Source organism: Pseudoalteromonas sp. ESRF-bin5 (assembly GCF_002632075.1).
Lineage (GTDB): Bacteria > Pseudomonadota > Gammaproteobacteria > Enterobacterales > Alteromonadaceae > Pseudoalteromonas > Pseudoalteromonas marina.
Genome location: NZ_NTLW01000038.1, coordinates 1 through 12,466, shown reverse-complemented (window position 1 = coordinate 12,466; position 12,466 = coordinate 1). Strand labels below are relative to the sequence as shown.

At 40.1% G+C, this 12,466-nt stretch carries 12 protein-coding genes and 2 rRNA genes; 5 read left to right on the top strand and 9 right to left on the bottom strand.

What is annotated here, in order from left to right:
• Positions 1 to 170: 170 nt before the first annotated feature.
• The 4 genes from BCG07_RS01000 to BCG07_RS00985 all read left to right on the top strand — a co-directional run bounded on the left by BCG07_RS01000 (position 171) and on the right by BCG07_RS00985 (position 2,253).
• Positions 171 to 380, top strand: coding sequence for a cold-shock protein (locus BCG07_RS01000; RefSeq protein ID WP_006792549.1), 210 nt, complete (start codon positions 171 to 173; stop codon positions 378 to 380).
• Between the two features lie 187 nt (positions 381 to 567).
• Positions 568 to 777 carry a cold-shock protein gene (locus BCG07_RS00995; RefSeq protein WP_006792549.1) on the top strand — a complete coding sequence of 70 codons (210 nt, stop codon included), beginning with the start codon at positions 568 to 570 and terminating at the stop codon, positions 775 to 777.
• A 161-nt stretch (positions 778 to 938) separates the two neighbouring features.
• Positions 939 to 1,184 (top strand): DUF3297 family protein, encoded by a 246-nt coding sequence (locus BCG07_RS00990; protein ID WP_006792550.1) that lies wholly within the window; start codon positions 939 to 941, stop codon positions 1,182 to 1,184.
• 166 nt (positions 1,185 to 1,350) lie between these two features.
• Positions 1,351 to 2,253, top strand: coding sequence for a homocysteine S-methyltransferase family protein (locus BCG07_RS00985; protein ID WP_277053826.1), 903 nt, complete (start codon positions 1,351 to 1,353; stop codon positions 2,251 to 2,253).
• Between the two features lie 168 nt (positions 2,254 to 2,421).
• Here BCG07_RS00985 and BCG07_RS00980 read toward each other — a convergent pair whose 3' ends face one another.
• The 7 genes from BCG07_RS00980 to BCG07_RS00950 all read right to left on the bottom strand — a co-directional run bounded on the left by BCG07_RS00980 (position 2,422) and on the right by BCG07_RS00950 (position 10,779).
• Positions 2,422 to 3,279 carry an alpha/beta hydrolase gene (locus tag BCG07_RS00980; protein ID WP_277053827.1) on the bottom strand — a complete coding sequence of 286 codons (858 nt, stop codon included), beginning with the start codon at positions 3,277 to 3,279 and terminating at the stop codon, positions 2,422 to 2,424.
• Positions 3,269 to 4,081, bottom strand: coding sequence for an acyl-CoA desaturase (locus BCG07_RS00975; RefSeq protein WP_286888122.1), 813 nt, complete (start codon positions 4,079 to 4,081; stop codon positions 3,269 to 3,271). The genes BCG07_RS00980 and BCG07_RS00975 overlap by 11 nt, the downstream gene beginning before the upstream one ends.
• 103 nt (positions 4,082 to 4,184) lie before the next feature.
• Positions 4,185 to 5,033 carry a hypothetical protein gene (locus BCG07_RS00970; RefSeq protein WP_243532137.1) on the bottom strand — a complete coding sequence of 283 codons (849 nt, stop codon included), beginning with the start codon at positions 5,031 to 5,033 and terminating at the stop codon, positions 4,185 to 4,187.
• 344 nt (positions 5,034 to 5,377) lie between these two features.
• Positions 5,378 to 6,685, bottom strand: a complete 1,308-nt coding sequence (locus BCG07_RS00965) for a DEAD/DEAH box helicase (protein ID WP_243532139.1) — start codon at positions 6,683 to 6,685, stop codon at positions 5,378 to 5,380.
• 159 nt (positions 6,686 to 6,844) lie between these two features.
• Positions 6,845 to 8,035: an alpha/beta hydrolase-fold protein gene (locus BCG07_RS00960; protein ID WP_243532141.1), complete on the bottom strand. Its 1,191-nt coding sequence runs from the start codon at positions 8,033 to 8,035 to the stop codon at positions 6,845 to 6,847.
• A gap of 112 nt (positions 8,036 to 8,147) precedes the next feature.
• Complete coding sequence (glmS, locus tag BCG07_RS00955) at positions 8,148 to 9,968, bottom strand: glutamine--fructose-6-phosphate transaminase (isomerizing) (protein WP_243532143.1); 1,821 nt, start codon at positions 9,966 to 9,968, stop codon at positions 8,148 to 8,150.
• Between the two features lie 46 nt (positions 9,969 to 10,014).
• Positions 10,015 to 10,779 carry a DeoR/GlpR family DNA-binding transcription regulator gene (locus BCG07_RS00950; RefSeq protein WP_243532145.1) on the bottom strand — a complete coding sequence of 255 codons (765 nt, stop codon included), beginning with the start codon at positions 10,777 to 10,779 and terminating at the stop codon, positions 10,015 to 10,017.
• 154 nt (positions 10,780 to 10,933) lie between these two features.
• On the opposite strand from BCG07_RS00950, the gene BCG07_RS00945 reads away from it, so the two are divergent.
• Positions 10,934 to 11,461, top strand: a complete 528-nt coding sequence (locus BCG07_RS00945) for a sugar O-acetyltransferase (RefSeq protein WP_243532147.1) — start codon at positions 10,934 to 10,936, stop codon at positions 11,459 to 11,461.
• Positions 11,462 to 11,942: 481 nt separating this feature from the next.
• On the opposite strand, the gene rrf is transcribed toward BCG07_RS00945, so the two are convergent.
• Both rrf and BCG07_RS00935 read right to left on the bottom strand, forming a co-directional pair.
• A 5S ribosomal RNA gene (gene rrf, locus BCG07_RS00940) occupies positions 11,943 to 12,057 on the bottom strand.
• A gap of 147 nt (positions 12,058 to 12,204) precedes the next feature.
• Positions 12,205 to 12,466 (bottom strand): 23S ribosomal RNA (locus tag BCG07_RS00935); the annotation flags it as partial.

The window sequence follows — 12,466 nt, the reverse complement described above, 5'->3', positions numbered from 1 at the left end:
GGGTTAGCAATAACCCATTTTGAATACTAGTTTGAAAGAAGTTTTGTTTTATTTGTTAGTACCCCGTTGTTTTAGTAATAATCCTGCGCGTTATCCTCAAGTTAACTATTTTTTCCGGCTCAATCGCCTCTTTTCAGGCACACTTATATTAATTTTTTAGGATACATATTATGTCTACTACAACTACTGGTTCAGTAAAATGGTTTAACGAAGCAAAAGGTTTTGGTTTTATCGAGCAAGAGTCTGGCCCTGATGTGTTTGCACATTTCAGCGCAATCTCTGGCGACGGTTTTAAAACCCTTGCTGAAGGCCAACGTGTGCAGTTTACTGTTACTCAAGGTCAAAAAGGCCCACAGGCTGAGAACATTGTTAGCATCTAATTGCTAAACAATTAAATGGGTTAGCAATAACCCATTTTGAATACTAGTTTGAAAGAAGTTTTGTTTTATTTGTTAGTACCCCGTTGTTTTAGTAATAATCCTGCGCGTTATCCTCAAGTTAACTATTTTTTCCGGCTCAATCGCCTCTTTTCAGGCACACTTATATTAATTTTTTAGGATACATATTATGTCTACTACAACTACTGGTTCAGTAAAATGGTTTAACGAAGCAAAAGGTTTTGGTTTTATCGAGCAAGAGTCTGGCCCTGATGTGTTTGCACATTTTAGCGCAATCTCTGGCGACGGCTTTAAAACCCTTGCTGAAGGCCAACGTGTACAGTTTACTGTTACTCAAGGTCAAAAAGGCCCACAAGCTGAGAACATTGTTAGCATTTAACATGTTTTAAATAAATGCGTTTTTTAACGCATTTATTACCCCCTTAATTACCTCTTATAAGTATTAGTAAAACCCCTTCAAACATTTATTTCAGTCTTGCTTGAGCATAACTCCTGTATTGCCTACAATAGCGCACAATATATTCTATGCAGATCCCTATTATGACTGATACAAACAAACCTGAATTACCAGATCAACTTTCTATTAATCCGCGCAGCAAATTTTATGTAGAAGAAGTGTTTGAACATGAAATTGGTATTACACTAAATGGCAAAGAACGTTTTGACGTTGAAGAATACAGCATTAGCGAAGGTTGGATTAAAGTAGCAGCACCTAAAGCGTTAGATCGCCGCGGTCAGCCATTGCTTATGAAAGTAAAAGGCAAGGTAGAAGCGTTTTACAAATAAGCTAATCCTTATTTAAAAGTAAGCGACTCCTCTAGGCAGTCGCTTTTTTTGTGTCTATTAAAAAGTATTGAGCTATTTTCATGTTAAACCTGATGAAGTTTCACTATATTTTTAAGCAAAACATGCTTGAATGACGTCATATTGTATAGAACAGCGGAAGCTTATTATGAAAAAAGTAATTATTTTAGATGGTGGCATGGGCCGCGAACTCAAACGCATTGGTGCTCCGTTTACTCAACCTCTTTGGAGTGCACAGGCACTTATAGAAGCGCCACACTTTGTTACTCAAGCACACTCTGGGTTTATAGATGCTGGCGCTGAAGTAATTACTGTAAATAGTTACGCCTGTGTACCGTTTCATTTAGGCGAAGCGCTTTATGATGCACAGGGTGCCGAGCTTGCTAACCAAGCTGCAATCATTGCAAAAAAAACGGCTCAAAGTGCAAATAAAAATATACTGGTAGCAGGTTCGCTTCCTCCGGTATTTGGCTCTTACCGCCCGGAGCTATTTGAACGTAAGCGTGGTTTTACTATTTTAAATACACTTTATGAAGCACAAAACGAGTATGTAGATTTATGGATTGGCGAAACTATTTCTAGCATTGAAGAAGCACAAGTAATGGCAAGCGTACTTAAAAATTCAAACAAACCATGCTATTACGCATTTACCTTAAATGATGAAGTTAGCGAACTAGCAACCCTGCGCTCAGGCGAATTTGTAACTGACGCCGTAACTGAACTGCTTGATCACAATGTTGCAGGTATTTTATTTAATTGCTCGATCCCTGAAGTAATAGAACAAGCCTTAATAGATACTAATAAGGTATTGTCGAAGCTTAATAAGACCGTGGCTTTGGGCGCCTTTGCAAACGGCTTTACGCCTATTGCCCACGACTACCAAGCCAATCAAGGATCGCAAGCGTATCGTGATATTTCACCTTCAGAATACCTAGGCTTTGCAAAGAAGTGGCACGCTCTGGGTGCAACTGTTATTGGGGGTTGCTGTGGTATAGGCCCAGAGTTTATTGAAGTGCTGGTAAACTGGAAACAGGAACTTGAAAGCGCTTAAGCTTTTAGTGCCCTTTAGGGCTTATTGGCTGCACCAATCGTGTTAAGTTATTAGGCATTTATAGCGACAGATAAATAGCGTGATAACAATGCATAAATATCGACATGTAGTTGTTCTACATGAGAAATTTATAACGCTGTTAGCGCTCTATTTAGCACGCTAGAATGATTAAATATTTGAGTCGATCGGTGTTATTCCCAGCACCCAATCAAGCCCTTGTATTGCAGTAGTAGGAAATGCGGTTGCATGGCTCGCCCCTTCAATAACAACATTTTTTAATTGTATGTTGTTACTGTTAAGTGCATTAATTTTTTGTACCAATAGCTTGGCACCCTCAACCATATTTTGCCCTTCACCAAAAGCTGGGATTTCCTTTGCTCCCACCGATATATAAACCTTTGTAGTCACTTTAGGTTTATTTGCTTGTAGCGCTAAGATTGCGTTGCTATCAAACCAAACAGACGGGCTACCAATAATATAATGGCTAAATAAATAGGGTTCTGTAAATAAAACAGTGGCACCAAATAAGCCGCCTAGCGAGTTACCTATGTAGGTTTTTTGTGTGTGACTTGCTCGGTAGTTTTGCTCAATATAAGGGAACACGGTGCTTTTAATAAACTTAATGTGCCCTTGTGCATTACCTGTTTGTTTTTTCCAATCCTTTGCAAAGGTAGGTGTGTAGTCTCTAATTCGACTGGCAGATCCAATAGACCCTTTTTCATAACCAATGGCGACAATAATTGCTTGCTGCATTTTGCCGCTATTCATAGGAAACCGTGTAGCCCCTGCCACTATAGGAAAGGTATACGGCGCATCGGTTAAATAAATAACTGGATATGTTTTACCTGGCTTATTTTTATATGACTTTGGGAGCTGAATAAAAACAGGGTAAACACGCTTACTAGAAGGTTCTGTTAGCTGAATAACGCTACTTCTAGGGATTTCGTAAGGCGTATTTGCACTTAATTTAAAACAAGTTAATACACAAAGTAATAATAACAACTTTAAAAAGGAATTAGTTTTCATATTGGGAATCGATTCTTTTTAATTCGCTTCGCACAGGGAGATTTTCGGGTTGGATTAAGTCCCAAACTAAACCTAGCTTTTCTAGCTTTTTAAGTACTAGCCAACCAACATCTAATTGACCTTTTTCTAATGCAAGATTAGCTGAACCAGGAAATGCATGGTGGTTATTATGATAACTTTCCCCCATTGTTAGCAATGCAGCAAAAGGGACATTATAACCTTGAATACACGCTTGGTTTACATGCCAATGCCTTTGACCAATATTATGTGCCAAGTAACCTATCAGCCAATGGCCTATAATTGAGATGCTTACTCTCACGCATATACCCCAAATAACCCAAGATATACCTCCTAGCAACAATAATAAAAACGCTAAAGGTATCTGTTGTAACATCCATGTTTTATCCATCCACCTATACACTCGACTTTCTATTACCTTAGTTTCTATATTAAATGTAGGTGAATTAGTTAATCTAATATCGTAAAAGAGTTGCCAAAAAAAGTCTTTCCACATAGGTTGCTTATGGCCAAAGTAATCATGACACTCAGCTTGGCGCTGCGCCCAGTCGCGCATATCATGGGTTTTAATCATACCAATTGGCCCAGCTAAACCCACAATGACACCTAAGTTTACAAAAAAGTATTCAAGCCAAAGCGGGCATTGATAACTCTTATGTATAAGCCTGCGATGCATACCCAATGAGTGTCCCAAACACAAAATGATACTTGTCGTTGCAATAAATACCAGCAGCGCACTGAATGAAAATGTATACCACCCACCTAAAACGGCAGTTAATAGCATACCGCCAACCCATAACACCTTTATTGGAGATAAAACTACATCCCCGACGCTAGCATTACTTTGCTCACTAGTTATAACTCTTTCATTAATATACATTGCAGCCCTAAGTTGTTTCAGGAATAAATAATTCACTTAAGAGCATATCTGCGGTTTGCCCAATGGCATATTTTTGTATTGGGCCAAAATACCAAGCAGGATCTAAAAATCGATAATAATAAATAGTCAGCATCACTTTTGTATTTTCATTATCTACTTTTATAAACCGGATTTCAGTCCCTTTTAGCTTTAGATAATTACTTATGTAGCTTGTATCTTCTAAAAAGGTGGTACGAATATAGTCATCTTCAACTTGAGTTAACTCAAGTTTCATATGCCCTTTGTGGGTATTTGTTACAAACCAACGATGATAAGTAAAATCAATATTATGTACATCTCCTGCTGATAATGTACCTGCATCTATATTGTTGGGCATAGGGAATAAACTTAACAGCCAATTACGCTCTATATTTAAATGCATTGGCTCAATAAGCTTATTTTTTATTTCTTCTGGGGTGGCGCTGATAACTATATTTTTAGTTATTGAATATTCTCTTTCAAAGCTAGTACTTGGCACTACACCTTCAAATGCGCTTAAAAAAATAACGACAGGTAAGATATGAGCGTAATATGACCCTTTGTTTCTACTCTTTAAATAGCAGGATAGAAGCTGAAATAAGTACATGAGAAATAATATGCCAAAGTAAATTGGCATAAACATGATCACACATACAAAGCCTTCAAACAAAACAACCGACGTGCCAAGCATAACGATTAGCGACCACAAGACTAAGTGTCCGTAATACCTATTTAAGCTTGGTTTTTCAGGTTTTTTAACTATGTATAGTAAAGCAACGGATACAAAAAAAGGGACGCCAACGTAGAGCAAAGCGGTTCGGTCAAAGTTATAAGACATTAGTGCACGAATTAGCAGCGAACAAACACCTATCAATAGTAGGATTGAAATATTTCTGCGCCGTTTACTTATATGACTAGGAGCTTTATTTTTCTGTGTTTTTACCATTACATACCCTGCATATTTTAATTTGCTATGAATACGTAATAATTGGTTTTATACCAATTAAACATGATCCATATGCCATTTTTATATTTCCAAAAAGCCTCTACTTAATGTGACTTGCAACCTATAAAAACCTAAATACACGGTTAAAGCAAGAAATTAAAGACAATAAAAAAGACGCAAATGCGCCTTTTCAAAAATATAATATGCTGATAATTATAAGCAATTACTATAAAACCTTACTTAGAACGATTTCGCCAACCACTCCATGCATCATCTTCTGGGTTAACTTTGTTTTTCTTCTTTTTCTTACCTGTGCCTTCTGGCTTTGCCATTGGCTTGTCGTTTTTAAGCGCATCAGCTGCATCAAGGTTTGCTTGGTTAACTGCAAAACCGGTTACTTCTTCACGCTCTAAGCGAAGTTTGTTTTTCTTTTCGATTATTCTAAAGTGATGAAAGTCTTCATAATCAATCAACGATAACGCTAAGCCAACTTCGCCAGCACGGCCGCTTCGGCCAATACGGTGCATGTAATCGGCGGGGCTACGCGGTAAGTTAAAGTTAATAACAACTGGCAGTTTGGCAATATCTAAACCACGGGCTGCAATATCGGTAGCAATAAGTACTTCTATTTCGCCCGCTTTAAATTTTTCAATTACGCGAGTACGCTCACTTTGGCCTTTATCACCATGAAATACCTGTGCGTTAATACCACGCTTTTCAAGCTTACCCACTAAGTGCTCACAGTCTTTTTTAGCGTTTACAAAAATAAGCGCTTGGCGCCATTTATGCGCTTTAATTAAATGCGCTAAAACCGTAGTTTTTTCGCCTTTATTAACCGTAAATACGCGCTGTACTAAGGTGCTTTCGTCTTTGCTTTGAACCTGTATTTCAACAGGGTTAGTTAACAGCTCTTGCGTTAATAGAGTGACTTGCTCTGGGAAGGTTGCTGAAAACAACATTGTTTGTTTTTTAGCAGGCATTAACGCTAATAACTCAGCAAGTTCTTCGGTAAAGCCAAGGCTTAGCATGCGGTCGGCTTCATCAAGCACTAAGGTCGTTACTTTATCGAGCTTAATCGCATTGCTTGAGATTAAATCGAGTAAACGGCCAGGTGTTGCCACGATAATATCGGCGCCGCCACGTAGAGCCTGCATTTGTGTATTAACCGATACACCACCAAATACCGCCACCGTTTTAATGGCGCCATTAAAGTTAGCAGAATACGATTTAACGCTATCAGCCACCTGCACTGCCAGCTCACGGGTAGGTACCAAAATAAGCCCAGTGACAAAGTTACCTTTGCTCGCTGTTTTTTTAGCGCCTTGCTCTAAAAATAACTTTTGCAACATAGGCAAAGCAAACGTTGCTGTTTTACCTGAGCCAGTATTTGCACCCGCAATTAAATCGCTACCAGCCAGTACACTTGGAATCGCCTTAGCTTGAATTGGCGTAGGTTGGCTATATTCCAAATCGGTTAAACGAGCTTGTAGCTCTGGAATAAGGCCAAGTTCGTTAAAAGTGCTAGGGCTTGTTGCTGAGGTCATGAATATTACGGGCTCATTGCTAAAAATGTAGCCTGTAATTTTAGCGTATTTAGCGCTTATTAAGTAGGGATTAGTGATTTAAATGTTTTCATAGGTAACAGCTGCGTGTTGTAAAGGTAACTGTAAGCGCAGGCTCCTTCTGCGCTTTATTCTTTTACATTACTGCGTTTTGCTTAGCTGCGTTTGTAATCTAGCTTTTGTTTCTTTTAAGTAATGTATATATGGATATGAGTCATCTGCAATTGCTAAAGCAGACTCCATCTGTGCAAGGGCTTGACGAGTATCACCCTGCATTTCATAGCCATAAGATAGGGCAGAAAGCGCATCAACTGATTTTGGATAGTTTTTTATATTGTACTTAAACACCTCTATAGCGCGGGTAAACTGCTTGCTACCCGTTAAGTTATAACCGAGTGATCTAACAGCGCGATCCGATGGCGCAATCTGCTCCCCCCATTGTTGAGATAAGCTTTGATAATAAGCATCAATAGAGGTTACATCGTCAGTTAAAGCACTTATGGGCATTTGTTTAGGCAAAAATAAGTTGTGATAGGCATTAAATGAACCAGCAACCGAAGTCAGGTTATGCGAGACACCATCAAACGCGTCACTAAAGAAGCGTAAATTTGGCAAGCTATTAGATTGCAAAGCTTGCTGAAGTTCATTGTATCGCTCACGCATTATGCCTGCTTCTTCGCCTATATTAATGTAAACATAGTTATTTAGGTCTTTTGATGTATTAATAAACGCCTTAGTTGCTTTTACCGATGCACCATAGTTCCACCAAACCGCTGGGCTATAGGCAATATGCGCTTGGAAAAGATCTGGGTTAGCTTGCATTGTATAAAGTGCAAACACGCCTGCTGCAGAGGCCCCTGCGATCACATTATAATTATGCGTACGATAACTTTTATTAATTAAGAGCATAAGTTCTTGCTCAATAAATGCTAAAAACTTTGCTGCACCACCGCCTTCACCTACCGGGCCTTGTGGCTCTTTATTAACTGTGGGGTATAAATCCCTTAAGCGATTGGTGTTTTCAATAGCGACAATAATAACCTCGGGCGCACGATTATCATTTTGCAAGCGCTCCATCACAGCACTTATAAGCGGTATGTTACCCGCGCCATCAAGGCGATAAATGACCGGATAAACTTTGTTTGGGTTAGCTTGGTAGTTCTTTGGTAGCTGGACTACAACAGTACGCTCTTCGTTTAAAACAGCCGATTTAATAGAGTGCATGAACTGAGAGTAATCTACACTTTGCTGTTTAGTGCCAGATTGTGCAAAGGCATTTTGTGAACTAAAAGCAAAAAAGCTAACAAAACAAATAACGGCTAATAAACGCATTACTAATCCTTTATAAAATAGTGTGTTATTTAATCTAACAGGCTTTGAGGTACAAAAAAAGGCGCATTGAGCGCCTTTTTAGTTTTAACTAACAAACAATAACTTATTGATTTTACTCAACCGTAACCGATTTAGCTAAGTTACGTGGCTGGTCAACGTCAGTACCTTTAATTACCGCTACGTAGTACGACAATAACTGTAATGGCAGTGTGTAAACAATTGGCGCAATAATGTCGTCAGTGTGGTTTACGTTGATTACACGCATTGTGTCGTCTGACTCAAAGTGTGAATCTTTATCTGCGAATACGTAAATAATGCCGCCACGTGCGCGTACTTCTTCTACGTTTGATTTAAGCTTTTCTAATAGCTCATTGTTTGGTGCTACAACAATAATTGGCATGTCAGCATCAATAAGTGCAAGTGGCCCATGTTTTAGCTCGCCCGCTGCGTAGGCTTCTGCGTGAATGTACGAAATCTCTTTAAGTTTAAGCGCACCTTCCATTGCAATTGGGTATTGCGAGCCACGACCTAAAAACAGTGAGTGATGTTTGTCGGCAAATTCTTCTGCAAGATCTGCAATGCCATCAGCAAGCAGTAATGTTTCTTCAAGCTTAGCAGGAAGTACTTTTATAGCATTTACAATGGCACTTTGATCAAGCTGTTTTTCTTGAGCTATAGACGCAGTAAGCATTAACAAACCAACTAATTGTGTTGTAAATGCTTTAGTAGAAGCTACACCAATTTCAGCGCCGGCTTTAGTCATAAAGGCAAGGTCAGATTCGCGAACAAGCGATGAACCCGGTACGTTACAAATGGTCATTGATGCCATGTAACCTTGCTCTTTAGCTAAGCGTAATGCCGCTAGCGTATCGGCTGTTTCACCCGATTGTGAAATAGTCACAAGTAGGCTGTTTTCGTGTACATACGATTGGCGGTATCTAAACTCAGAGGCAATCTCAACATTACAGCTAACGCCAGCAAATTGCTCAAGCCAGTAACGGGCAACCATACCTGAATGGTATGACGTACCACAGGCAATAATTTGTACGTGTTTTACATCTTTAAATATTTGCTGAGCGCTGTCGCCAAAGGCGTCAATTGCTACGCGGTCGTCGTTTAAACGCCCTTCAAGGGTATTGCGTACCGCAAGTGGTTGCTCGTAAATTTCTTTTAGCATGTAGTGGCGGTAGTCGCCTTTGCCTGACGCATCTTGCGTGATATTTGATTCAATAACTTCACGCTCTACAGCGTCGCCATTTTCATCAAAAATTTCAACAGTGTCACGTGTAATGCGGGCTACGTCGCCTTCTTCTAAAAATATGAAACTACGAGTAACAGGTAGTAGTGCTAACTGATCAGAGGCAATAAAGTTTTCGCCAAGGCCTAAACCAATAACAAGCGGGCTACCTGAGCGCGCTACGATGATTTCGTTGTCGTTTGCTTTATCAAATACAACAGTACCAAACGCACCTTCAAATTGCTTAACCGCTGCTTGAACAGATGCAAGTAACGTAGTGTGTTGCTTACGAAGCTTATGAATTAAGTGCACCATTACTTCGGTATCTGTTTCAGATAGGAACTCGTAGCCTTCTTCTTTAAGCGATGCGCGTAGGCTTGCGTGGTTTTCAATAATACCGTTATGCACGAGTGCTAGCTGGTTGTTTGATACGTGCGGGTGAGCGTTTTCTTCAGTAACGCTACCGTGTGTTGCCCAGCGAGTGTGTGCAATACCTGTATGGCCGCTAACGCCTGCTTTCTCAAGTGCAGCTTCTACGTTAACTACTTTACCGACTGCTTTTACAGTATTAAGTGTGTTGCCATCAAGCAATGCTACGCCTGCTGAGTCGTAACCACGGTATTCAAGACGCTTTAGGCCTTCAACTAAAATTTTGTTTACTGGACGTTCTGCAACTGCCCCAACTATTCCACACATAGTGTCTCCATTAATTTTTTAATTCTAGTAACTCACTTTGTAGTTACTAATCAATAATATCTGCACAAATTAGTTTTACACCACACGCCTCAATCGCTTTGCGTTTATCATCTGCTAAGCCACTATCGGTTATTAAAGTGGTTACTATTTTCCACGGTAATTCTAAATTTGGTATTTTTCGGCCAATCTTATCTGATTCAACCATAACGATTACTTCGCGGGCGGCCTTTGCCATAACTTGGCTTAAGCCAACTAACTCATTAAAGGTAGTCGTGCCGCGCTTTACATCTATGCCATCTGCACCAATAAATAGCTGATCAAAGTCATAAGAGCATAATACGTTTTCGGCAACTTGCCCCTGAAACGACTCAGAATGTGGATCCCATGTACCACCGGTCATTAAAAGTGTTGGCTCGTTTTCAAGTGATAGTAAACGGCTCGCCACTTTAATCGCGTTGGTCATTACAACTAACCCTCGCTTATTTGCAAGCTCTGGGATCATAGCGGCCGTAGTGCGCCCGCTATCAATAATAATGCGGTTATGATCTTTTATGAGTGCTGCCGCAGCCTTAGCTATTGCTACTTTGCGTTTAGAGTCTATTTCGTCGGTAACGATTTCTTTAGGCAGTGCAATAGCTCCACCATAACGGCGCAGTAACAAGCCGCTTTTTTCAAGCGCAGTTAAATCCTTTCGAATGGTTACTTCAGATGTTTGAAACTGCTCAGCGAGCTTTTCAACAGCCACTTCACCTAGCTCATTTACCTGAGTAAGTATTAAATGACGGCGTTGCTGTGTGTTTCGTTTAGTCATAAAGCTCGTAAATTAAGTTTCGTTTCGAAAGATATGTAATTCTAAACGAAACTAGTTAAATGGCAAGTGAACGAGCAAAAATAAAGCAGCTTTCAACAAGGAATAATAAAGGTAAAATAGCGCTAGGATCAGTTAATCAATCAAAGAAGCCTTAATGCAGTCATTTAACAGCTTAGATAAAACGCTATTAGCGCTACGAAAGCAAACTGGCGAAATATGCCGACTCTTTAATAAAAGCCCGAGTAAAGGCAATTTAAAACGCATTAAAGAGCTCTTCGCTCAATCCGGTGAAGGGGTAATTATAGAATCAGGTTTTCATTGCGATTATGGTAATCAAATAACTATTGGTGATCGTAGCTTCATAAACATTAACTGTACGGTATTAGATGCTCCAATTAGTGAGGGGGCAATTACCATCGGTGATGACTGCTTAATAGGCCCCAATGTTCAATTACTAGCGGTATCCCATGCTGTTAACCCTACACTGCGACTCAATAAAGAAAACTTTGCATCCCCCATCACAGTGGGTAATAACGTGTGGATTGGCGCGGGAGTTATTGTATTAGCTGGCGTTACCATTGGCGATAATGCTGTTATTGGTGCGGGATCGGTAGTAACTAAAAATGTAGAGGCGGATACTGTTGTTGCTGGTAACCCTGCTCATGAAATAAGAACACTATAATTATAATCAATGTTTTTTAGTGTCGGGTGTCGCTTTGCTCGCCCGACCTAGGTGTTGAAGGTTCGTTTTTTAAACCCCAGACAGCAAATAAACGTCACATTGCTGCAACGGGTTTTTCTTATTTGAAGTCGGTGCGCTACTAATAACCAAAACGCTGTCCACAAAGAGGCGCTTCGCTCAACAGACGCTACGCTTTATAGAAGATAATATTGAATATCACTTTCCTGCAGACGTAAAAAAGCCCGACTATTGCTAGTCGGGCTTTGTACAATTTGAAGCCTGTTAATGTCGTGGTGCCCAAAGCGGTAGAGAGTCACATAGCAAATGGGATACTATCATTGGTCGGGGTTCGCCTTCGAACTGTTTTGTTTGATGTATAGGAATACAAATACTGAGTTCGGCAGGGCCTCTAGGCTATTTTACTAAACCCCAGATAGCAAAAAACCCGTCACATTGCTGTAACGGGTTTTTCTTATTTGAAGCCTGGTAATGTCCTACTTTCACATAGCAAATGCTACACTATCATCGGCGCTGTTTCGTTTCACTACTGAGTTCGGCATGGAGTCAGGTGGGTCCAAAACGCTATTGTCACCAAGCAAATTTGGGCGTTAATCCGTATTCCTACGCACTAACTGAATTTGGAAAATATCTGATAATATTTTTTAAGTCTTTCTGTCAGTAATATCTACTTTAGTTATATTAACTTCTGCCTTAACTGTCACATAAAACGCGTTTGGCGTTGTATGGTTAAGCCTCACGGGTAATTAGTACAAGTTAGCTTAATGGCTCACACCACTTCCACATCTTGCCTATCAACGTTGTAGTCTTCAACGGCCCTTCAGAGACTTTAAAAGTCTAGTGAGAACTCATCTCGAGGCCTGCTTCGCGCTTAGATGCTTTCAGCGCTTATCAGTTCCGAACGTAGCTACCGGGCAATGCCATTGGCATGACAACCCGAACACCAGCGGTTCGTTCACTCCGGTCCTCTCGTACTAGGAGCAACCC

Bases quoted from the DNA above. Each gene is read 5' to 3' on its own strand.
- BCG07_RS01000 (WP_006792549.1), top strand. From the start codon at position 171: ATGTCTACTACAACTACTGGTTCAGTAAAATGGTTTAACGAAGCAAAA.
- BCG07_RS00995 (WP_006792549.1), top strand. From the start codon at position 568: ATGTCTACTACAACTACTGGTTCAGTAAAATGGTTTAACGAAGCAAAA.
- BCG07_RS00990 (WP_006792550.1), top strand. From the start codon at position 939: ATGACTGATACAAACAAACCTGAATTACCAGATCAACTTTCTATTAAT.
- BCG07_RS00985 (WP_277053826.1), top strand. From the start codon at position 1,351: ATGAAAAAAGTAATTATTTTAGATGGTGGCATGGGCCGCGAACTCAAA.
- BCG07_RS00980 (WP_277053827.1), bottom strand. From the start codon at position 3,279: ATGAAAACTAATTCCTTTTTAAAGTTGTTATTATTACTTTGTGTATTA.
- BCG07_RS00975 (WP_286888122.1), bottom strand. From the start codon at position 4,081: ATGCTATTAACTGCCGTTTTAGGTGGGTGGTATACATTTTCATTCAGT.
- BCG07_RS00970 (WP_243532137.1), bottom strand. From the start codon at position 5,033: ATGTCTTATAACTTTGACCGAACCGCTTTGCTCTACGTTGGCGTCCCT.
- BCG07_RS00965 (WP_243532139.1), bottom strand. From the start codon at position 6,685: ATGACCTCAGCAACAAGCCCTAGCACTTTTAACGAACTTGGCCTTATT.
- BCG07_RS00960 (WP_243532141.1), bottom strand. From the start codon at position 8,035: ATGCGTTTATTAGCCGTTATTTGTTTTGTTAGCTTTTTTGCTTTTAGT.
- glmS (WP_243532143.1), bottom strand. From the start codon at position 9,968: ATGTGTGGAATAGTTGGGGCAGTTGCAGAACGTCCAGTAAACAAAATT.
- BCG07_RS00950 (WP_243532145.1), bottom strand. From the start codon at position 10,779: ATGACTAAACGAAACACACAGCAACGCCGTCATTTAATACTTACTCAG.
- BCG07_RS00945 (WP_243532147.1), top strand. From the start codon at position 10,934: ATGCAGTCATTTAACAGCTTAGATAAAACGCTATTAGCGCTACGAAAG.